This window comes from Stappia sp. P2PMeth1, assembly GCF_900185735.1.
Taxonomy (GTDB): Bacteria; Pseudomonadota; Alphaproteobacteria; order Rhizobiales; family Stappiaceae; genus Stappia.
The window spans coordinates 309,063-330,115 of record NZ_FYAW01000021.1 but is presented as its reverse complement, the minus strand read 5'-3'; the positions used below and the strand labels follow the sequence as shown (position 1 = coordinate 330,115).

Below are 21,053 nucleotides of genomic sequence, written 5' to 3'. Positions count from 1 at the left end.
CCGGTTTTATCGCGTGACTTTTGGTCATTCACTTCTTGAAGGGCCAGAGATGGAAGTAACGCCGGGTTCTCTGGACGATTTCGGCAAGTCCCTTCGGCTCGAAGATGAGAAAGCCGACGATCAGGAGGCCGAAAACGATGGTGCGGACGGGCGAGAGCATCGCCGCTGCATTGGGAAGGACGGGGGTGAGCCAGTCGATGCCGAAGCGCAGCAGCTCCGGCACGAGGGTCATGAAGACGGCGCCGAGAATGGCGCCGAGGATCGTGCCCATGCCGCCGACGATGATCGCGGCGAGGAAGAAGATCGAATAGACGAAGGGGAAGCTCTCCGGCGTCACCACGCGGAAGAAATAGGCCCACATGCCGCCGGCGACGCCGGCATAGAAGGACGAGATGGCAAAGCTCGTCAGCTTGTAGCGCAGCAGCGAGATGCCCAGCACCTCGGCCGAGATGTCGCGGTCGCGGATGGCGATGAAGGCCCGTCCGACGCGGGTGCGGAAGAGGTTCGCCGCGCCCAGCACCATCAGCGCGGTGATCGGCACGAAGACGAAATAGAGCTGCTTGTAGTCGGTGAGCGGCGTGCCGAGGAAGGTCGCCGGCGTCAGCGTCAGGCCGCTGTTGCCGTTGGTCACGCTCTGCCAGTTGACGAAGACGAAATGCAGGATGATGGAGGCGGCGATGGTGGCGATGGCCAGATAGAGGCCCTTGACCCTGAGGCTCGGCAGGCCGACCAGCAGGCCGACGGCGGCGGCAACGATGCCGCCGGCCACGATGTTGAGCAGGAAGGGCGTGCCGAGGCGGAGCTGCATCCAGCCGACGGTATAGGCGCCGACCGCCATGAACGCCGCCTGGCCGAGGCTGACGAGGCCGGTATAGCCGGTCAGGATGTTGAGACCGGTGGCGCTCGCCACGTTGATGGCGACAAGGCAGGCGAGATAGAGCCAATAATTGTCGAGCATGAACGGGGCGATGCAAAGACCGAGGGCGAAGAGCCCCATCCACAGGCGCTGCGGCCGGGTGGTCAGCAGCGCCTCGTCGGCCTGGTAGCTGTGCTTGGCGGTTCCGATCTTCATGTCAGAGACGCTCGATTTCTGTCGTGCCGAACAGTCCGTAGGGACGGATCATCAAGGCGACGAGGAGGAGGCCGAAGGTGGTGACGAGCTTGAATTCGCCGCCGAGATAGGTGCCGGCCCAGGCCTCGATGAGGCCGATCACGAGGCCACCGACGAGGGCTCCGGCGACGGAGTCGAGCCCACCGACAATGACCACGACCAGAGCGGAGAGGCCGAACACGCCCATGGCTGGCGAGATGCCGCCGATGGAGCCGAGCAGCACGCCGGCGCCGGCAGCGGTGCCGCAGCCGATCACCCAGGCGAGCGAGAAGACACCAGGCACGTTGATCCCGCAGGAATAGGCCGCGGCCTGGTCGGTCGCCGTCGCCCGCAGCGCGACACCGCCGCGCCAGTAGCGGAAGAGGACGAGGAAGACCGCGATGACCACGGCGGCAACCGCGAAGGCGATGGCGATCTTGCGCGAGACATAGGCTTCGCCGATGAAGATCGGGGTGTTGCCCATGAAGGCGGGCAGGGCGCGCGGGTCGGTACCCCAGATCAGTTCGACGAGGCCGACCAGGATCGAGCCGAGGCCGATGGTCACCATGAAGACGGCAATCGGGCTCTCGCCGAGCATCGGGCGGATCAGCCCGCGCTCGACCACCGCACCGACGAGGCCGCCGCCGGCGATGGCGAGCGGGATCGCCGCCCAGGCCGGCAGGCCGAGCCCGGCGGCGAAGGCGAAGAACAGGTAGCCGCCAAGCATCAGCATTTCGCCGACGGCGAGGTTGATGACGCGGGTCGCCTTGTAGATCAGCACGAAGGCGAGGGCCGTCAGCGACAGCAGCGCCCCCGAACCGAGGCCGGCCAGCGTCACCTCGAAGAAGAACAGAAGGTCGCTCATGCCACGTCCTCGCGCCTGTCGTCCGTGGGCGCACCGGAATTGCCGGTGGTTCCCGTTTCGCCCTTGAGCCGGGCCATCAGCGCCGCCGGGTCGCCGCTGCCGAGATAGGCCTCGGTGACATGCGGGTCGGCCTGCACCTCGTGCGGCAGGCCGCGAGCGATGACCTCGCCGAAATTCAGCACGACGACATGGTCGGAGATGTCCATCACCATGCCCATGTCGTGCTCGACCATCAGGATCGTGGTGCCCCATTCCTCTTTCACGTCGAGGATGAAGCGGGCCATATCCTCGGTCTCTTCGCGGTTCATGCCCGCGACCGGCTCGTCGAGCAGGAGGATGCGGGGGCGCATGGCGAGGGCGCGGGCAAGCTCGACCCGCTTCTGCAAGCCGTAGGAGAGCGCGGCGACCGGCATGTTGCGGATGTGGTCGATCTCGAGGAAATCGATGATGCGACGCTCGACCTCGGCGCGTAGTTCCATCTCCTCGCGCTGGGCCGGCCCCCAATAGGCGAGGGCCTGCAGCAGGCCGGTCTTCATATGGGCGTGGCGGCCGAGCTTGATGTTGTCGAGCACGGTCATGCCGCGGAAGAGCGCGATGTTCTGGAACGTGCGGGCGAAGCCGAGGGCGGCGCGTTCGGGCGGATGCATCCGCGTCACGTCGCGTCCATCGAAGCGGACGCTGCCTTTCTGCGGCTTGTAGAAGCCGGAGATGCAGTTGAACATGGAGGTCTTGCCGGCGCCGTTCGGGCCGATCAGCGCGGTGATCGAGCCGGGCTCGGCCGAGAAGGACACGCCGCGCAGCGCCTTGAGGCCGCCGAAGGACAGCGACAGGTCTTCCACCTCCAGACGGGCGGCGCCGGTCGCGCCACTGTCGAGCGCGCCCGTCATCGGCATACCGTCCGGGCGCTCGTGGGGACACTCCGCCCGCGTGCCAACGTGATGGGGCCGGCCGATTGCGGCCGGTCGTGCAGGACGTTCGACATGTTCCTCCCCGATGTCTTCCTTGCCGGTGCGTCGCCTGCCGGTCTTTTACGGGTTTCTTTTCTCGATCTTCCGCGCCGCCCCCTCCAGGGCCGCCCGCCTTACCTCATGCGTATTGCCGGACGCTCGACAGCCTCTCGAAGATGCTCTCCACCGGCTCGTCGATATCTCGGCCCGCGCGTTCGAAACCGCGCTTCCAGTCGACCACGTGCCGCCGCATCCAAAGGCGCGCTTCCTCCTTGTCGCGCGCGGCAACGGCATCGATCAGTCGGCGATGGGCGGCGACCATGCGGCCGGCGCCCTGCGGCACCCGGCGGCAGATCAGCTCGGATGTGGGAAAGAACAGGAGCGCTGCCGGCTCACGCGCCAGTTCCAGCACCCGGTTGCGCGAGGCCTTGGCCAGCAGCGCATGAAACTCCGTGTCGAGGCCGGCAAGGCGGACGGGATCGCCCAGCGCCGCCTCGGCCAGCGCCTGGTTCTCCTCCAGCGCGGCAAGGTCTTGCTCCGAAGCCTCGTCGACGGCGGCGTCGATGACGCCGAGTTCCAGGATCACGGCCGCCTCGAACAGCTCACGGAACGTGACCTGATGCAGCACCAGCGCCCGGCTCATGCGATCCGACAGCTTGCGATAGTGGGGAAGGCAGACATAGAGCTTGCGGCCGGCCTCGCGCTGGACCAGTCCCGCCTGCTCCAAGAGGCGGATGCCCTCGCGGACCGTCGAGCGGTTGACGCCGAACTGGCGCACCAGCACCGCCTCGGTGCCGATCTCGTCGCCCGGACGCAGCCGGCCGGCCATGATCTCGCGCTCGATCGCCTCCGCGACCATCTGGTAGGCGGACGGCACCTTGATCTTCTCGAAGCGCCCTGGCTCCGCCAACGACATTCTGAACGTCTCCTCCCGAACGCTCCGGCATCGCACGTCTTGATGGCGCGTATTGTCGGTTCGTCCCTTTGTCCGACAAAGCTTGGCATGAGCCTGAACCGGCCGTCAAGTGGAGATTTCCGAGCATCAACTCGAGAAAATGTCCGGCGAGAGGGCCCGTCCGTTCGAAATTCTGGCCTTTGCCGGTTTGTCGGACAAATGCTTCGGGGAAGCAGCGGGGAGCTGGCGGCGACTTGCCAAGGTGTGGCCACAAGGCGCCGGGACGGGCGCCAAAGGGAGGGGCCGCTCCTGCCGGCCCTGGCGGCGCCTGCCCGCTCCTGCCATGCCTGCTCCTGACATGCCCGCTCCTGTCGTTTCGCCCCTCCCGGACCGTCGGCCGACGAGGTGTCCGGCGATCGGCAGTCTCCCGCCCTTGCTGCCTCTGGTTGATTTGCGGGCGCCTGCACAAAGATTTTGCAGTGCAAAAAATGATTGCATATTGCAATTGACAAGCAAATAAAACGCTAGATATCGTCGTGACACTGCAAGGGGGAACTCGCCGGAAACCGCCATTCCCCTCGGCGTAAGTGTCCATGACAGAAGTGTCGGTACTTGCCGGCTCCTCACCGCGGGAACCTGGTGCAGACCGGGTTCGGGTGAGGCTGGGCGGGGGCGCCGGGCACAGAGGCGAGGGCTCGACACAACAGGGCCATCAAAAGAAGTCGGGGAGGAAAGCGTCCGGATCGGATCCATCGAAAGCCACAGGGAGCTTGCACCATGTATGCCGATGCCAAGTCCGTGGAATTTGTCGGAAAGCGCTCCGCAGACTATCGCGATGCACTGTCGCTCTACGCGGATGCCTGGTTGCCGGATATCGCCTGCATGAAGCGATTCCTGGCGCCCGCCCCCGGAGAACACATTCTCGAAGTCGGTGCCGGAAACGGCTATTTCAGCCGGGCGATCGCTGCTGCCATCGGTCCGAGCGGCCTGCTCGTCGCCAGCGACCCGTCGGTGGAGCAACTGGCGAACCTGGGGGCGGAAGCGCCCTTCGGCAACATTGTCGTCGTGCCTGCCTCGGCGGACACGCTGGATGTCGGCCATGACGGGTTCGACGCGGTCTGGAGCCGGGGCGCCATTCATCACGTTGCCGACAAGACCTCCGCCTTCCGGCGCTTCAACGAGGTCGCGCGTCCGGGAGGGCGGCTCGTCATCGCCGATATTTTCGCCGGCACGCCGCTCGCCCGCTATTTCGATGCCTTCATCGCGCGGAGCTGTTCGACCGGCCACGAGGTCGCCTTCCTGTCGCGGGAGTTCGCCGAAAGCCTGTGCGAGCTGACCGGCTGGGCGCCGCCGGTGTTTCACGAGGTGGTCACCCCTTGGGAATTCGCTCGCAAGGAGGAGATCGGCCACTTCCTGCATCTGCTGTTTTCCGCCAAGCCCGGCTACTCGCCGCAGGATTGCCTGGCGGCGGCGGATCACTTCCTGAGCGTCACCGAGACCGGATCCGGCTGGGCGCTGATGTGGCCGATGACGGTCATGACCAGCACGCGCCCGGCCCATGGCTAGAGCGGAGGGCGCCATGATCAGGTCGGGTCAGGTGGCCCCGTCCGGCGCCGGCGAGCGCCGCAGCGGGCCGGGACATCGGCGGCTTGCCCAGCCCCCACGGCTGCGCGTGCTGGGGCGCGGTGGCGGTCAGGCGCGCCTCACGGGCACTGCGGGCCGGACAGGCGAGGCGGTCCGCCTCGGCGAGGGTGGCTTCGCGCCGGCGAAGGTCGTCTATCACGGCTCGGCGGGGGCCTTCGCCCATATCGCCTGCCGCTCGGCCTTTCCCGAGGCGGAGGCGGTCGGACGGACCAGTCTCATGGGGGTGATCGAGGCGGTGCGCAGCGGTGCTGCGGAAGCGGCGGTGCTGCCTTGCGAGAACGTGCTGGTCGGCCGGGTGCCGGACATCCACCTGCTGCTGCCCGAAAGCGGGCTGGCGATCGTCGGGGAGATCTTCGAGCGGATCGAGCATCATCTGGTCGCCCCGCCCGGCTGGCGTCTCGATCTCATCCGGCGGGTGCATTCGCACCCCGTGGCCCTGATGCAGGTGCGCCGGTTTCTGGCGACCCACGGGATTGCCGGCGTGGAGGCGCCGAACACGGCGATGGCGGCGGCGCTGGTGCGGGAGCGGGCCGACCCGTCGGAAGCGGCGGTGGCCTCGGAACTGGCGGCGGAGGTCCACGGACTGACGATCCTCAAGCGCAACATCGAGGACGACCCGGCCAATCGGACACGCTTCTACGTGCTCGCCGCCCGGCCCGTCATGCCGGCGGCGGACGTGCCGGAGCCGATCACCAGCCTGCTGTTCGAACTGCGCAACGAACCGGGGGCGCTGTTTCGCGCGATGGCCGGTTTCGCCGGGGAGGGGGTCAACCTGACCAAGCTCGAGAGCTACCTCGTCGGAGGGCAGTTCGTCGCCACGCGCTTCTTCTGCGAGTTCCAGGGGCATCCCGAGCAACCGGCCGTGCGCCGGGCGATCGAGGTGCTTCGGCGCAACACGACCCGCCACGCGGTGCTCGGCGTGTTCGCCATGCATGCCCAGGGCGCAGGCCTGCGGATCGCGGCGGCGGAACACGCGCCGGACAGTCGAAAAGGCATTTGAAAACGAGGGCGATCGATCCAGGCGTCGCGATGCCTGGTCGTCCGGGGAGGACGGTGTGAGAGGGGAAATGCCGGGGCGAATGGACAAAGCCGGGGCGGAGGTTCCGGGCGAGATCGCGGGGCTGCCGCAGTCGATCGAGGATTTCCGCAGCTTGGCGTGCCGGCGGCTGCCGCGCTTCGTCTTCGATTTCATCGATGGCGGCAGCGGCTCGGAAGATACGCTGGCGGAAAACCGCGCCGCGCTCGACCGCATCCGGCTGGTCGGCTCGGCTCCGCGCGATGTCAGCGCCTGCAGCCCGGCGATCACGCTTTTTGGCGAACCGCTGTCGATGCCGCTGATCATCGGGCCGACCGGGCTTGCCGGGGCGGCCTGGCCGCGCGGCGATCTGGATCTTGCGCGGGCCGCCTCGCGTTGCGGCGTTCCCTTCGTCATGAGTTCGGCGGCGACCGCCAGCATGGAAGAGGTGGCGGCGGCCGGTGCCGGTCCCAAATGGTTCCAGCTCTATCTGTTCCGCAACCGGGAGGTCAGCCGGCGGCTGGTCGAGAGGGCCGCCGCGCTGGGGTTCCGGGCGCTGGAGGTGACGGTCGACAATGCGGTGCCGGGGCGGCGCCTGCGCGATGTGCGCAACGGGTTCTCGCTGCCGTTCCGCTGGTCGCCCGCAAAGCTCGCGAGCCTCCTGGCGCATCCCCGCTGGTCGCTGCAGATGGCGCGGGCCGGGGCGCCGAGGCTGGAGGTGATGGCGGCCGAACTCGGCCGGCTGGCCGCCACGGACACGATTGCCGAACTGATGCAGTCGCAGCTCGATCCGTCGGTGGGTTGGGACGACATCGACCGGATCCGCGACGCCTGGCGGGGGCCGCTGATCGTCAAGGGGATGATGGATCCGGCGCAGGTGCGCCGCGCCGTGGAGATCGGCGTCGACGGCCTCGTCGTCAGCAATCACGGCGGGCGGCAGCTCGATGGCGCGGTCGCCAGCATCGACATCCTGCCCGAGTTCCGCGCCGAAGCCGGCCGGCGGCTTGCGCTCTTGGTCGACAGCGGCTTCCGGAGCGGCTCGGACATCGCTCGTGCGCTCGCTCGCGGGGCGGATGCCGTGCAGGTGGGACGGGCAACCCTCTATGCGCTGGCCGCGGCGGGCGAGTGCGGCGTCGTCCAGGCGCTTGCCGTCCTCAGACGCGAGTTCGAGGTCGTCCAGATGCTCATGGGCGTGCGGCGTCCGGCCGAATTCACGCGGTCCATGCTGCGGGAACCGGCCGCCGGCAATGGACCGGCGGTTCGGAGCGAGCGGGCGGGAGCCCGCCAACAGGATCTTCCAACGGTGATGACGGAGTGAGGAGAAAAGCGATGTTCCGATCGAAATGGGCCGCTATGGCGGCGATGCTGCTCGCGGGTGCCGGGCTTTGGGGCGCCGAGGCGGCCGAACAGAAGCAGGTGGCGATCACCTATATCATCGATCATCCGGCGATCGACGCGGCGCGCAACGGCATTGTCGAGGAACTGGCCGAGGCCGGCTACAAGGCCGGCGAGACGCTGAAGCTGCACACCCAGAGCGCCCAGGGCAGCATGCCGACGCAGTTGCAGATCGCCAAGGAATTCGCCGGGCTGAAGCCCGACCTGCTGGTGGCCATCAGCACGCCTTCGGCCCAGGCCCTGCAGAGCGCGGCGGGCGACATCCCGGTGCTGTTCTCGGCGGTGACCGATCCCGTCGAGGCAAAGCTGGTGGCGAGCCTGGAGAGCCCGGGCGGCAACATCACCGGAACCACCGACAAGCAGCCGTTCGGCCCGACCCTGCAACTGATCCGCGACCTGCTGCCCGAGGCCAGCAAGCTCGGCGTCATCTACAATGCCGGCGAAGCCAACTCGGTCTCCCAGGTCGCGGCGCTGAAGCAGGAGGCGGGCGCCTATGGGTTCGAGATCGAGGAGAGCTCCGCCTCGCAGACGGCAATGGTCGGCGATGCCGCGCTGAGCCTTGCCGGCCGCGCCGACGCCATTCTCATTCCCACCGACAGCACCGTGGTGGCGGCGGTCGAAAGCGTCGTCAATGTGGGCCGGAAGGCGAAGATCCCGGTCTTTGCCAGCGACACGGATTCGGTCGAACGGGGCGCCGTCGCGGCCCTCGGTTTCGACTATTACCAGCTTGGCCGCATCACCGGAAAGATGGCGATCCGGGTGCTGTCGGGCGAGAGCCCGGCGACGATCCCGGTCGGGGCGCTGGAGAGCCAGGATCTCTATCTCAACAAGACATCGGCCGCGGCCATGGGCGTCGAGCTGCCCGAAGCGCTGCTCGCCTCGGCCAAGAAGGTGGTCGACTAAGCCCTTTTGTAGTTCGGAGCCATTCTGACGGAGCGATTTTGTGACAAGGTCAAGCAAAGACACGCAGGCCGTATCTGGAGACGGACAAGGGGCTTTGCGCCGGAATTGGCGCAAAATCGCCCGCCCCACAGGGCTTCCGATTGGCGGGCGCCCGACGCCGAACCGGTCTTGCCCGATGCGAAGGCATCGCGCGGCACCCGTTTCGACGCCGGATCGCCGCCCCAGTCGAGAAGCAGAATTCACTTCGAATTGGCCGAAAGGGCTCTAGATGAGCATGCTGGCATTGTCCGGGGCTATCGAGGCGGGGCTGCTGTTCTCGCTGGTGGCGCTCGGGGTCTATATCTCGTTCCGGGTCCTGAATTTTCCGGATCTGACGGTGGACGGCAGCTTCCCTCTGGGGGCTGCCGCCACGGCGGTGGCGATCGTCTCGGGCATCAACCCACTGCTGGCAACGCTGATCGGCACGGGGGCGGGTGCCTGTGCCGGTTTCGTCTCGGCCTATCTCAACGTCCGCTTCAGGATCCTGAACCTGTTGGCCGGCATCCTGACCATGGTCGCGCTCTACTCGATCAACCTGCGCGTCATGGGGCGGCCGAACATCTCCCTCTATGGCGAGGAAACGATCTTCACGCCGTTCGACGGGCTGCTCGGGCTCGGCATCTGGACCAATGCCGTCGTGCTGCTGGCGATTGCCGTCGCGATGAAATTCGCTGTCGACTGGTTTCTCGCAACGGAGATCGGACTGGCGCTGCGAGCCAGCGGCGAGAACCCGGTGATGGCGCGGGCGCAGTCGGTCGACAACGACCGGATGACCCTGATCGGCCTGACGATCAGCAACGGCCTTGTCGGCCTGGCCGGTTCGCTCTTCGCCCAGAGCCAGGGGGTTGCCGATGTCTCCATGGGCATCGGCACCATCGTCACCGGCCTTGCGGCGCTGATCATCGGCGAGACCCTGCTCGGTTCGCTCAAGGTCGGCTGGGCGACGCTCGGCTGTCTGGCCGGGGCGCTGCTCTACCGCTTCTTCATCGCGCTTGCGCTGAGTGCCGGTTTTCTCGGCATCCAGGCCCAGGATCTCAACCTGGTGACGGCGGTGGTGGTGGCCGTGGCGGTGGTCCTCTCCCGCGCCCGCCGCAAGCACCCGCTGCATCTGCGCACGCGGCTGCAGCGGCTTTTCGCCCGCCCGCAAGGACAGAAAGGCACCTGACCCATGCTGAGCATCTGCGATGCCTATGTCACGTTCAACCCCGGCACGCCGATCGCGGTCCCCGCGCTGCGCGGGGTCGATCTGGATCTCGCGCCGGGCGAGTTCGTCACCGTCATCGGCACCAATGGCGCCGGCAAGTCGACGCTGCTGTCGGCGGTCGCCGGCGATGTGCGGCTGGACCGGGGCGGGATCTATGTGGACGGCCATGACGTGACGCGCTGGCCGACCGAGCGGCGCGCCAGCCTGATCGGCCGTGTCTTCCAGGAGCCGCGCGCCGGCACCTGCAGTTCGCTGACCGTGGAGGAGAACCTGGCGCTGGCGGCAAGCCGGGGCGGCCGCCGCCGGCTGCGGCTGGCCCTCGGGCGGGGGGCGGAGCGTGCGCGCCTGAAGGAGCATCTGGCACGGCTCGGCATGGGGCTGGAGGACAGGCTCGGTGCGCATGTCGGCACGCTCTCGGGCGGGCAGCGCCAGGCGCTCAGCCTGTTGATGGCAACGCTTCTGCCAATGAAGATCCTGATCCTTGACGAGCATACCGCGGCGCTCGACCCCGGCGCGGCGGCGACGATCCTGGCGCTGTCGAGCGAGATTACGGGCGAGCAGCGGCTGACCACGCTGATGGTCACCCACAGCATGCGCAATTCGCTCGATCACGGGGAGCGGACGATCATGATGAATGCCGGCCGCGTGCTGCTGGACATTCGCGGCGATGAGCGCAACGGCTACGACGTGTCCGACCTGCTCGCGCTCTTCAAGAAGACCACCGGCAAGGCGGTCGAGGACGATCAACTGGTCCTGGCGTGACGCGCACACCGGCCCGGTGGGCCGGGCGGAGACGGGATCGGGCGATCCGGGGCGGGGCCGGCTTCAGGCCAGGGCCCGTTCCCTTGCCAGTTCCGACAGGAGCAGGCCGGGGGGATGTTCCGGCACCATCTGCCGCAGCCGGTGCACACCGACCGTGGAAAACAGGCCGGCCCGGGCATAGGGTTCGTCGGCGAGGAAGGCCTCGACCGCTTGTCTGTCGTCGAAGGCGAGCACCATCAGGCTGCCGAGCACCCGGCTGCCGTCCTCGCTTTGCAGCGGGCCGCCGAACAGAACCCGGGACTGGTGCGCTATCATGTATTCCAGATGCACGGCACGGGTGCGGCGGCGCAGGTCGCCGGCGTCGGGACGATCGATGCAATAGACGACATAGGGCACGCTATCTCTCCTTCCGGTTCCACAGGGTCCAGGGTCTCGGCAGAGCGGCCGCACCGCCCTACGGTTGCGCGCGCCGCGCAGCCGAAGACCGGCTGGCGCATGACTTGCCGGTGCCCGTACCGCCGACGGCCGCCTTTCCCGCGTCGGGCGGGCATGGCATGCCGGCTCGCGAGAGCGAAGGCGGTTGCTTTTTCGCGCCCGGACGCGGCACAACCTCTCGGGTTGCCTGGGACAATTAGAAGGGATATGATTGCAATATGCAAGCAAATAGCAATCAAGGTTCGCGGCCCGCAAAAGCCGGAACCGCGGAAACCGGTGCCGACGAATGGCTTCAACTCGAAACCTGGCTGCCCTACCGGCTGTTTCGGATCTCCTCGCGGGTGGCGGATGTGCTCGGCGCCTTCTACGGACCGAAATACGGCCTGTCCCGCGCGGCCTGGCGAACGATGGCGATCGTCGCGAACCGTCCGGGGATCAGCGTCAAGGAGATCTGCCAGGCTGGCGGGCTCGACCAGTTCGCGGTGTCACGGGCCATCCGGCAACTGGTCGAACTGGGCTTCGCGCAGCGCCAGACCGGCAAGTCCGACCGGCGCTATGCGGCGATCGAGCTCTCCGAAACGGGATGGTCGGCCTATGGCGAGATCTCGCAGTTGTCGCGCCGCATCCATGCGGAATTGACCGGATCGATCACCGACGAGGAACTGGCGGTGCTCGATGTCCTGCTCGCCAAGCTCGACAATGCCAGCGCCGGTGTCCTGGCGCGTGGCTGGCACGGAGTGATGGACAGCAAGGTGGGCGGCAGAAGCGACAGGTCCTGATCAGGGCGGGCAGCCGTCCGCCCAAGCATCGCCTGGACCGCATCCGGCGCGGAACCGGGTCTTGCGGACGCGGTTCGCTCGGCGCTTGAAAGGGACGGCCATGCACGCATTCTTGTTCGCCGCCACCGCGATCCTGTGGGGCAGCAGCGCCATCGTCACCGGTCATCAGGCCGTTTCCGGCGCGCCGGAAGTGTCCGTCGGCTATCGCATGGCGCTGGTCAGCCTGATCATGTTCGGCTGGTGCCTCGCATCGGGCCAGAAGCTCGGCCTGCGTGCCGTCGACCGGCCCTGGGTGATGCTGCAAGGGGTGCTTTTCTTCGGCCTCGCCTTCATCACCTTCTACCACGCAACGACGCTGATCCCGAGCGGCATCGCGGCACTGATCCTGTCGACCTCCTCGCTTTTCGCCGCCCTGGTCGGCTGGCTGTTCCTGTCCGCCCCCGTAACCGGGCGGACCGTTGCAGGGATCCTCGCCGGCGTCGTTGGGCTTGCCATCATCGCCTTGCCGCAGCTTGCCGCAACGGTCTCGGGCATCGCCTCCGATGCCGCCGTGACGCAGAGCAGCCTCGTCGGCGCGGTGCTGGCCGTCGCCGCGGCGTTCTGCACCGGCTGCGGCACGGTGGTGGCGATGCGCAACCAGCGCGGCGGCATGCCGATCGCCGCCCTGATCAGTTGGGCGGCCCTGTTCGGCGCGCTGTTCTCGTTCCTGCTTGCCGTTCTGGGACAGATGAGCTTCCGCGTCGAGGTTTCGGCGGAATACCTGATGGGGCTGGCCTATCTGGCGGTGTTCTCGTCCTGCCTGACCTTCTTCATGTATTTCAGTCTCGTGCAGCGCATCGGCGCAGCCAGCGCCTCCTATACGCTGGCGCTGGTCCCGGTGGTCGCGCTGATCCTGTCGGCGCTGTTCGAGAACCTGACCCTCGACGCCTATATCCTGGCCGGCAGCGCGGCAGTGCTGGTCGGCAACGTTCTCGTGCTCGGGGGGCAGGGACGGCCTGCTCCTTCGGCGGCATCGCTCCAGATGGGGGAGGAGAGATCATGACCAGGACGGTTCACGGCGTGCATCCGACCGTGCCGCTGAGCGCGGCGGTCCAGGCGGGCGATTTTCTCTTCCTGTCGGGCCAGGTGCCGTTCGGGCCGGACGGCCGGCTTGTGCCGGGAGATATCGCCGTCCAGACCCGTCAGGTGCTGGAGAACATCGCTGCCGTGCTCGGCAAGGTCGGCGCGTCGATGGAGGATGTGGTGAAGACCACGGTCTGGCTGACCGACGCGGCCGACTTTGCCGCCTTCAACTCCGTCTATCGCGAGTATTTCCCGTCCCTGCAGCCGGCCCGATCCTGCGTCGTTTCGCTGCTGGCGGTCGATGCCAGGGTCGAGATCGAGGCGATCGCCCATGTTCCGGCGAGCAGTCCCGGCGGGGCGTGACGGCGCTGCGCCGCTCTGTTGCTGCGCGGGCCTCCTGCTTGTTGCCGGGCTTCAACGCATCAGCGAGGGCAGGAACAGCGTGACGGCCGGCAGATAGGTGACCAGCATCAGCACGACGAAGCTGACCAGAAGCATCGGCCAGAGCGCGAGGGAGATGCGCTCGATCGACAGTTTGCTGATTGCCGCGGCAACGAACAGCGAGTAGCCGAAGGGCGGCGTCGCCATGCCGATGGCCAGGTTGATCACCACCAGCGCGCCGAGATGGACCGGGTCGAGGCCGATCTGCGCCCCGATCGCGGTCAGCGTCGTGCCGAGAATGATCATCGCGGCGATATTGTCCATGATCGCGCCGATGAACAGCAGGAACAGGTTCAGGATCAGCAGGATGACGATCGGGTTATCGGAGACCGACAGAATGGCCGCAGCGATGGCGGTCGGAAGCTGCTCGATGGCGACCAGCCAGCCGAAGGCGGAGGCAATGGCGATGATGAAGCAGATGATCGCCGAGGTGCGCATGGAGGCGACGACGATCCGGCCGAGATCGGCGATCTTCATCTCGCGATGCACGAAGACGCCGATGATGAGCGCATAAAGGACGGCGATGGCGGACGCTTCGGTCGGGGTGAAGACGCTGCCATAGATGCCGCCGAGGATCACCAGCGGCGCGAGCAGGGACCACTTGCCGGCATCGAGAGCCTTCAGCAGTTCGGCGAGGGTGGTGCGGCTGCTCGCGCGGATCTGTCCGCTGCGCCGGGCGGCAATGTAGCAGACGAGCATCAATCCGAGCGCGACCAGCAGGCCGGGGATGATCCCGGCGAGAAAGAGCTGGCTGATCGATTCCTCCGCCACCACGCCCCAGATGATCAGGGGGATGGAGGGCGGGATCATCTGGCCGATGGGGCCGGATGCGGTGGCAAGGGCTGCGGAGAAATCCCGGCGCCATCCGCGCTGCTCCATCTCCGGGATCATGATGCCGCCGATCGCCGCGGTGGTGGCGGGGGCCGAGCCGGAGATGGCGGCGAAAAACGTCGCCGACAGCACCGTCACCATGCCGAGCCCGCCGGTGACATGCTGCACCAGGCATTGGCAGAAGCGCACGAGCCGCCGCGACAGGCCGCCATGCATCATCAGATCGCCGGCCAGGATGAAGCCGGGAATGGCAAGCAGCGAGAAGCTCTGGGTGCCGGCGATGATCCGCTGCGCCAGGACGACCAGCGGCAGGTCGGCGACCAGCAGGCCGATAATCGAGGCGAGGCCAAGGCAGAACGCGATGGGCATGCCGCCGAACATCGTCGTCAGGAAGGTGGCGAGAATGGCGAGGGCGACGGCGCTCATCCGATTTTCTCCGCTTCGGCCGGCGCCGGCGGGTTGAACAGGAGCGCCAGCGCGTGCAGGCAGCCGAGAGCTCCGCAGACCGGCGCGGCGAGGTGGAGGACCTCGATCGGCACGCGCATGGCGGCGGAGACCTGACCGAGGGTGGCATCGGTGTAGTCGATGCCCGAGCGCAGCAGGACCAGGCAGAAGCCGAGGATCGCCAGCATGATCAAGGCCTGCCAGGCTCGCCGCAGGCGCGGCGACAGAAGCGAGAGGAACAGGTCCAGCCGCACATGCGCTCCCGCCCGCAGCGCTGTCGTCGCGGCGAGCAGCGTCGACCAGGTGAACAGCATCAGGGCGAGTTCCTCGGACCAGACCAGCGAGGCGCCGAGCACATAGCGCGAGAAGACCTGGAGAATGAGCGCAGCCATCATCACGGTCGCCATGATGGCGACAACGACATTGGTCAGGCGCGCCACGTGATGCGAGAGGCGATCCAAAAGCCAGGCCATGGCCGGTTCCATTTCGTGCGGGGCGGGGACGGCGCCCGCCGTTCGGCGGGCGCCGGAAGACTGCGCTCTATTCGACCGCGGCAAGGGCCTTGTCGAACAGTTCCGCGCCGATCACCGGCTTGAACTGCTCGTAGACATTGCCGACGCGGGAGCGGAAGGCGGCCGCGTCCTTGACCTCGTTGATCTCCATGCCGGCTGCCTTCAGCACGTCGAGCAGTTCGGCGGTGTTGCGCGCGGTCTCGGCGCGCTGGCTGGCGATGGCCGCGGCCGCCGCTGCGCGGAAGGCGTCCTGTTCCTCGGCGGAGAGCTTGTCGAAGAAGCGCTTCGACACGAGCACGCCGAGGGCCGAATAGGTGTGGCGGGTCAGGGAGAGATACTTGGTGACCTCGGCATATTTGTTGGCGGCGATCACCGCGAGCGGGATCTCGAGCCCGTCGATGGTGCCCTGCTGGGTGGCCGTGTACGTCTCGCCCCAGGCCATCGGCGTCGCATTGCCGCCGAGCGCCTCGAACATGCCGATGAAGACCGGGTTCTGCATCACCCGGTACTTGACGCCGGAAACGTCCTCGGGCTCCAGGACCGGGCGCTTGTTGTTGATCATGTGCCGGAAGCCGCCTTCGGCGAAGCCGAGGCCGACAATGCCCTTGCCATCGAGCGTGGCGAGGATCTGCTGGCCGATCTCGCCGTCCAGCACCTGGTGTGCCTGCTCTTCGCTCGCGTAGAGGAAGGGCATGTCGTTCAGTTGGAAGGCCGGGGCAATGTTGCCGATGGGGGCGTTGGTGATGATGCCGACGTCCAGCGTGCCGAAGCTGAGGCCTTCCAGCATCTGCTTCTCGTCGCCCAACTGGTTGTTCGGGAACATGGCCACGTCGAACTTGCCCGGCAACCGCTTGTCGAGTTCGGCGGCAAGGGTGCGTGCGGTGATTGCGTAGGGATCCGTCGGCCCGTCCGATGTCGTCCAGCCGATGCGCAGCTTGTCGGCGGCGTCTGCCGGTGCAAGGCCGGCAATGGCGATCCCACAGACCGCGACAGCGGCCTGCAAGCTACGGGTAAAGGACATTCTCATTATCGTTTCCTCCCAGTTTCCGTTGGTTTTGCGGATCAGAAGCCGTACAGCCGGGCCGGATTGTCCGCGAGGATCCGGTCCCGCGTGGCGGCATCGGGTGCCCAGTCGCCGAGCATGTCGAGCAGCGCGCCGTCATTGGGCATGGGCACGTTGATGTAGGGATGCGGCCAGTCGCTGGCCCACAACACCCGCTCAGGGTTGGCGCGGATGATCTCCCGCGCGAAAGGGGCGATGTCGGAATAGGGTGTTTCCGCCTCGCTGGTGATGCGGTAGCTGCCCGACAACTTCACCCAGGCGCGCCCGTCCGCCATCAGCGAGAGCATGTCCTGGAAGCCCTTGTGGTTGATGCCGGCGGAGGTCGGCATGTGTCCGAGGTGGTCGAACACGGTCTCGATGGGGAGCTTGCCGAAGGTCTCGCGGATGTCGGCGAATTCGGAGACGTCGACGAGCATCTGCAGATGCCAGCCGAGGGGCGCCACCTTCTCCGCCATGGTGCGAACGTCGGAGACCTCGATGCCTGAGCGGAAGAGCAGGTTGAGGCGAACGCCGCGCGCCCCGGCCTCGTGCATCTCCTCCAACTCGCGCTCGGTGACGGTGTGGTCGACCACCACGACGGCGCGCAGCCTGTCGGGCATCATCCGTGTCGCATCGAGCGTGCAGCGATTGTCGCGGCCATAGACGCTCGGCTGGACGATGACACCGCGTTCGAGGCCGAGGGCGTTCAGCATCGCCATATAGGCGGACAGGATCGCCGGCGGCGGGGTGTAGGTGCGGTGGGGGGTGAAGGGATAGGTCGCGGCGGGGCCGATGATATGCGCGTGGCAGTCGCAGGCACCGGGAGGCGGCGTGAAGCGCGGCGCGCGCGGAGCCGGGTCGGCCGCCGCGCAAACCGGGATCATCGTCTCGCCGATGGATGTCATTCTGCTCTCCTCCCAGCCTTGCAGGCCGCGTAGTCCAAGTCTGTCGGCCGAGCGCAGCAGGTGGTTCCAGGCGGCGCGGCGGGCCTTGTCGGGATCGCCGATACGGATCGCCTCGACGATGTTGGTATGCTCCCGGATCAGGTCGGCGGGGCCGGTGCCGCGCAGCACCGAGCGCGCCAGTTCGTCGGCGATGCCGGTGCCGATCCGCAGGCTGAGAAACTGCATGAAATCGCGGAAGTAGGGGTTGCCGGTCGCCGCGGCGACCACCCGCTGGAACTCGCGCTGTTCCGCAACGGCGGCATCGCCCGCTTCCAGCCTGGCCCGCATGGCGGCGAAGGCCTCGTCAATCAGCGCCATCTGCGCCAGGGTGCGCCGGCGGGCGGCCATGGCGGCGCCGGCCACCTCGATTTCCATGCGCAGTTCCAGGACCTGGCGCAGCGCCTCGATCGACTGGAGCCGTCCGGCATCAATGCGGAAGCTGGCGGGAGTGGGATCGGACGACACGAAAGCCCCGACGCCATGGCGGGTTTCCACCAGGCCCGCCTCGCGCAGCTTGGCGATCGCCTCGCGCACGGCGCTCCGGCCGACGCCGAACTCCGCCGTGAGCGTTGCTTCCGTCGGCAACTGGTCGCCGGCGGAGAAGCGGCCGGACACGATCATCTCGGAAAGCTGTTCCGCGATTTCGTCCGGAAGCCGGCGGCGGCCGAGCGGTCGCGGCGCAAACGGTCTTTCCTGTTCAGTCCGACTCATTGCGACCTCCCTGTAATAACTTACATAGCAGGTGATCCGTTGTCTGACAACTGATGACTTGAAGAGGCGCGCTTTTGAGAACTCCCGACGGGGAGGTGAAAGCCGGTGGTGAAAGGACGGGGAAGGGCGTTGAGGGGCGAGTGATGCGGCCGGCCGGCGGCACCAGAGCCGAGCGAAGGCAGGAAGCAGCAGGGACGCGGGTGGAGCAGGGTAGGGTCGGGCAGGGCAGGCGGTCAGCCCACCCCGCACACCCTCAAGCAGCACGGGAGGGTCGACACCTGCGATAATCCAGCGCCGCGTCGGACTGGCCGGCGCACGTTGGCGGTTCGACCGACCGGCCTGAGGGGGGCCAGATCGATCTCATCGCTGGCGCTGGTGCCCCGGTCGTCCACCCGGGGCGGCGGCCTCGGTCAGGCAGCGCTGCGGGGTTCCATCTGCCTCACGAGGCGGCGACCGCGAGGCACAGATACTTGGTCTCGAGATAGTCCTCGATCCCGTATTTCGACCCTTCGCGGCCGAGGCCTGAGGACTTGATGCCGCCGAACGGCGCCTCGGCAGTCGAGATGAGGCCGGTGTTGATGCCGACCATGCCGTATTCCAGGGCTTCCGCGACGCGCCAGATGCGCGAGACGTCGCGGGCATAGAAGTAGGAGGCGAGGCCGAATTCGGTGTCGTTCGCCATCGAGATGCCCTCGCTCTCGGTGTCGAAGGGGATCAGCGGAGCGACCGGCCCGAAGGTTTCCTCCGTGAGGATTTTCATGCCCGGCGCCACATCGGCCAGCACCGTCGGCTCGTAGAAGGTGCCGCCGAGTTCGGAGCGGCGTCCGCCGGTCATCACGCGTGCGCCGTGGGCCAGGGCATCGGCCACATGGCTCTCGACCTTGGCCAGCCCCTGGGCATCGATCAATGGCCCGATCTGGACGCCGGGGACGACCCCGTCGCCGACGCGAAGAGCCGCCGTTGCCTCGGCGAGTTTCTCGGCGAAGGCGTCCATCACGCCGCGCTGCACATAGATGCGGTTGGCGCAAACGCAGGTCTGACCCGAGTTGCGGTACTTGGCGATCAACGCGCCTTCGACGGCGGCATCGAGGTCGGCATCGTCGAAGACGAGGAACGGGGCATTGCCGCCGAGTTCCAGGGAGAGCTTCTTGATGTCATGGGCGCATTGACGCATCAGGATGCGCCCGACATTGGTCGAGCCGGTGAAGGTCAGCTTGCGCACCTTCGGGTTGGTGCAGAGCTCAAGACCCATGCCCGGAGCATCGAGGCCCGGCACGATGGACAGCACACCCGCCGGGATGCCGGCGCGCTCCGCCAGCACCGCCATCGCCAGCGCCGAGAGGGGGGTCTTCTCCGCCGGCCGCCCGACGAAGCTGCAGCCGGCGGCGAGCGCCGGTGCGACCTTGCGTGCGATCATCGCATTGGGAAAGTTCCAGGGCGTGATCGATCCCACCACGCCCACGGGCTGCTTGAGCACCAGAATGCGCTTGTCGGGCTGGTGGCCGGGGATCACGTCGCCATAGATCCGGCGGCCTTCCTCGGCAAACCACTGGATGAAGCTGGCGCCATAGGCGATCTCGCCCTTGGCCTCGGCCAGCGGCTTGCCCATTTCGGCGGTCAGGATCGCGGCGAGGTCGTCGGCATTGTCCAGCATCAGCGCCTGCCAGGCGAGCAGGATCGCGCAGCGGTCCTTTGCGGTGCGCGCCGCCCAGCTTTTTTGCGCGTCATAGGCAGCGTCGATCGCGCGGCGGATGTCGGCGGGCCCGAGATCCGCCACCTCCGCCACCTTCTCGCCGGTGGCCGGGTTGGTGACGGCGAAGCGGGCGCCTCCCTCTTCCCATCGTCCCGCCACGAAGGCACGCGGCTCCAGGAGCGAGGGGTCACGCAAGGCAAGGGCCATGATCTGTCCTTTCGGGGCGTCGATGGAGGCGTCAGTGGGCGGCGGTGTAGATGGCGAGGGCGTCGGCCTCGGTCAGGGGCCTGGGATTGTTGACCAGCAACCGGGTCTGGTTCATGGCGTCGCGCGCCAGCCGTGGCAGCACCTCGGCCGAAATGTCCATGTCGCGCAGCCGCTGCGGCAGACCGCAATCGGCCGACAGGGTCGCCAGCCGCTCGATGAAGGCTGCGGCCCGCTCCTGCCCGTCGAGAGCGGCAAGATCGGGGAAAGCATGGGGCGCGAGTTCCGCATAGGGCGCCGGGGCGACCACCGCGTTGAACCGCAGGACATGGGGCAGGACGAGGGCGTTCGACAGGCCGTGCGGGATGTGGAAATGCCCGCCGAGCGGATAGGCGAGGGCGTGCACCGCCGCGACCGGGGAATTGGCGAAGGCCTGGCCCGCGAGCATCGACCCGAGCAGCATGTCGGCCCGCGCCGCCGCATCGCTGCCATCCCGCACGGCCCGCAGCAGGGCTCCGCCCATCAGCCGCAGGGCCTCACAGGCGAGCGCCCGGGACACCGGATTGTTGTTCGGGCTGGCGGAGGCATAGGCCTCGATCGCGTGTACCATCGCGTCGATGCCGGTGGCGGCCGTCACATGCGGCGGCAGACCCAGGGTCAGCTCGGGATCAAGCAGCGCGAGGTCGGGGATCAGGTGCGGGCTGACGACGCCCATCTTCTCCGCCGCCCCGGTGGTGACGATGGAAATCGGCGTGACCTCCGAGCCGGTGCCCGAGGTGGTGGGGATCAGCACCAGCGGCAGACGCGGCCCCCTGGCCTTGCCGACGCCATAGACATCGGCGAGCGCTTCCATTCCCGGAGCAAGCAGCGCGACAAGCTTCGCCACGTCGAGCGACGATCCGCCTCCCAGGCCGATGATGCCGCCGGCCCTGGCTTCGCGTGCGGCATCGACCGCGGCAAGCACCACGGCTTCCGGCGGGTCGGCCTGGACATCCGCGAACAGCGTCGTCTCCAAGCCGGCGTCACGCAGCAGGCCCACTGCGAGATCGACGATGCCGGTGCCCATCATGCCGGGATCGGTGACGATCAGCACGCGCGGGCCTGTCAGCGGCAGGGCAAGGGCCGGCAGTTCGCCGAGCACGCCGGCGCCGAAGCGGACGGAACGGGTGGTGTTGAAGGTGAAGGGGGCGGTCATG

The 21,053-nt window shown here is 67.5% G+C and carries 20 protein-coding genes; 9 read left to right on the top strand and 11 right to left on the bottom strand.

The genetic code is table 11. The annotated features are described in order from the left end of the window. Positions 1-28: 28 nt before the first annotated feature. The 4 genes from P2PM1_RS15315 to P2PM1_RS15300 form a co-directional block, all read right to left on the bottom strand. Positions 29-1,072: a branched-chain amino acid ABC transporter permease gene (locus P2PM1_RS15315; protein ID WP_186386760.1), complete on the bottom strand. Its 1,044-nt coding sequence runs from the start codon at positions 1,070-1,072 to the stop codon at positions 29-31. 1 nt (position 1,073) lies between these two features. Further along, a complete protein-coding gene (locus P2PM1_RS15310; RefSeq protein ID WP_186399636.1) occupies positions 1,074-1,955 on the bottom strand; it encodes a branched-chain amino acid ABC transporter permease in 882 nt (293 codons plus the stop codon). Continuing rightward, a complete protein-coding gene (locus tag P2PM1_RS15305; protein WP_186386762.1) occupies positions 1,952-2,842 on the bottom strand; it encodes an ABC transporter ATP-binding protein in 891 nt (296 codons plus the stop codon). The genes P2PM1_RS15310 and P2PM1_RS15305 overlap by 4 nt, the downstream gene beginning before the upstream one ends. Before the next feature lie 199 nt (positions 2,843-3,041). Beyond that, positions 3,042-3,818 (bottom strand): FadR/GntR family transcriptional regulator, encoded by a 777-nt coding sequence (locus tag P2PM1_RS15300; protein ID WP_186386763.1) that lies wholly within the window; start codon positions 3,816-3,818, stop codon positions 3,042-3,044. A gap of 756 nt (positions 3,819-4,574) precedes the next feature. Between P2PM1_RS15300 and P2PM1_RS15295 the strand changes: the two genes are divergently transcribed. From P2PM1_RS15295 to P2PM1_RS15270, 6 genes are all read left to right on the top strand, one after another. Next, positions 4,575-5,363, top strand: coding sequence for a class I SAM-dependent methyltransferase (locus P2PM1_RS15295; protein ID WP_186386764.1), 789 nt, complete (start codon positions 4,575-4,577; stop codon positions 5,361-5,363). A gap of 13 nt (positions 5,364-5,376) precedes the next feature. Next, entirely contained in the window at positions 5,377-6,441 is a 1,065-nt protein-coding gene (locus tag P2PM1_RS15290; RefSeq protein ID WP_186399635.1) for a prephenate dehydratase domain-containing protein, read from the top strand. A gap of 79 nt (positions 6,442-6,520) precedes the next feature. Further along, positions 6,521-7,774, top strand: a complete 1,254-nt coding sequence (locus tag P2PM1_RS15285) for an alpha-hydroxy acid oxidase (protein ID WP_186399634.1) — start codon at positions 6,521-6,523, stop codon at positions 7,772-7,774. A gap of 35 nt (positions 7,775-7,809) precedes the next feature. Continuing rightward, complete coding sequence (locus tag P2PM1_RS15280) at positions 7,810-8,754, top strand: ABC transporter substrate-binding protein (protein WP_371328844.1); 945 nt, start codon at positions 7,810-7,812, stop codon at positions 8,752-8,754. 268 nt (positions 8,755-9,022) lie between these two features. Continuing rightward, on the top strand, positions 9,023-9,958 hold the full coding sequence (locus P2PM1_RS15275; RefSeq protein WP_186399633.1) for an ABC transporter permease: 936 nt from the start codon (positions 9,023-9,025) through the stop codon (positions 9,956-9,958). A 3-nt stretch (positions 9,959-9,961) separates the two neighbouring features. Continuing rightward, on the top strand, positions 9,962-10,759 hold the full coding sequence (locus P2PM1_RS15270; RefSeq protein ID WP_186399632.1) for an ABC transporter ATP-binding protein: 798 nt from the start codon (positions 9,962-9,964) through the stop codon (positions 10,757-10,759). Positions 10,760-10,822: 63 nt separating this feature from the next. Here P2PM1_RS15270 and P2PM1_RS15265 read toward each other — a convergent pair whose 3' ends face one another. Next, positions 10,823-11,155, bottom strand: a complete 333-nt coding sequence (locus tag P2PM1_RS15265) for a YciI family protein (RefSeq protein ID WP_186386770.1) — start codon at positions 11,153-11,155, stop codon at positions 10,823-10,825. Positions 11,156-11,412: 257 nt separating this feature from the next. Here P2PM1_RS15265 and P2PM1_RS15260 point away from each other — a divergent pair, with 257 nt between their 5' ends. The 3 genes from P2PM1_RS15260 (at position 11,413) to P2PM1_RS15250 (ending at position 13,398) form a co-directional block, all read left to right on the top strand. Further along, on the top strand, positions 11,413-11,973 hold the full coding sequence (locus tag P2PM1_RS15260) for a MarR family winged helix-turn-helix transcriptional regulator (RefSeq protein WP_186399631.1): 561 nt from the start codon (positions 11,413-11,415) through the stop codon (positions 11,971-11,973). A gap of 100 nt (positions 11,974-12,073) precedes the next feature. Continuing rightward, positions 12,074-13,015 (top strand): DMT family transporter, encoded by a 942-nt coding sequence (locus tag P2PM1_RS15255; protein WP_186399630.1) that lies wholly within the window; start codon positions 12,074-12,076, stop codon positions 13,013-13,015. After that, positions 13,012-13,398: a RidA family protein gene (locus P2PM1_RS15250; RefSeq protein ID WP_186399629.1), complete on the top strand. Its 387-nt coding sequence runs from the start codon at positions 13,012-13,014 to the stop codon at positions 13,396-13,398. The genes P2PM1_RS15255 and P2PM1_RS15250 overlap by 4 nt, the downstream gene beginning before the upstream one ends. Before the next feature lie 51 nt (positions 13,399-13,449). Here the strand turns inward: P2PM1_RS15250 and P2PM1_RS15245 are convergent, their stop codons facing one another. The 6 genes from P2PM1_RS15245 to P2PM1_RS15220 all read right to left on the bottom strand — a co-directional run bounded on the left by P2PM1_RS15245 (position 13,450) and on the right by P2PM1_RS15220 (position 21,052). Beyond that, entirely contained in the window at positions 13,450-14,733 is a 1,284-nt protein-coding gene (locus tag P2PM1_RS15245) for a TRAP transporter large permease (protein WP_186386774.1), read from the bottom strand. Then, positions 14,730-15,224, bottom strand: coding sequence for a TRAP transporter small permease (locus tag P2PM1_RS15240; protein WP_186386775.1), 495 nt, complete (start codon positions 15,222-15,224; stop codon positions 14,730-14,732). The genes P2PM1_RS15245 and P2PM1_RS15240 overlap by 4 nt, the downstream gene beginning before the upstream one ends. A gap of 67 nt (positions 15,225-15,291) precedes the next feature. Next, positions 15,292-16,284 carry a TRAP transporter substrate-binding protein gene (locus tag P2PM1_RS15235; RefSeq protein WP_208985289.1) on the bottom strand — a complete coding sequence of 331 codons (993 nt, stop codon included), beginning with the start codon at positions 16,282-16,284 and terminating at the stop codon, positions 15,292-15,294. A 41-nt stretch (positions 16,285-16,325) separates the two neighbouring features. After that, positions 16,326-17,960, bottom strand: coding sequence for an amidohydrolase family protein (locus P2PM1_RS15230; protein WP_186399627.1), 1,635 nt, complete (start codon positions 17,958-17,960; stop codon positions 16,326-16,328). Positions 17,961-18,399: 439 nt separating this feature from the next. Beyond that, on the bottom strand, positions 18,400-19,860 hold the full coding sequence (locus P2PM1_RS15225) for an NAD-dependent succinate-semialdehyde dehydrogenase (protein WP_186399626.1): 1,461 nt from the start codon (positions 19,858-19,860) through the stop codon (positions 18,400-18,402). Between the two features lie 31 nt (positions 19,861-19,891). After that, on the bottom strand, positions 19,892-21,052 hold the full coding sequence (locus P2PM1_RS15220) for an iron-containing alcohol dehydrogenase (RefSeq protein WP_186399625.1): 1,161 nt from the start codon (positions 21,050-21,052) through the stop codon (positions 19,892-19,894). Between the last annotated feature and the right edge of the window lies 1 nt (position 21,053).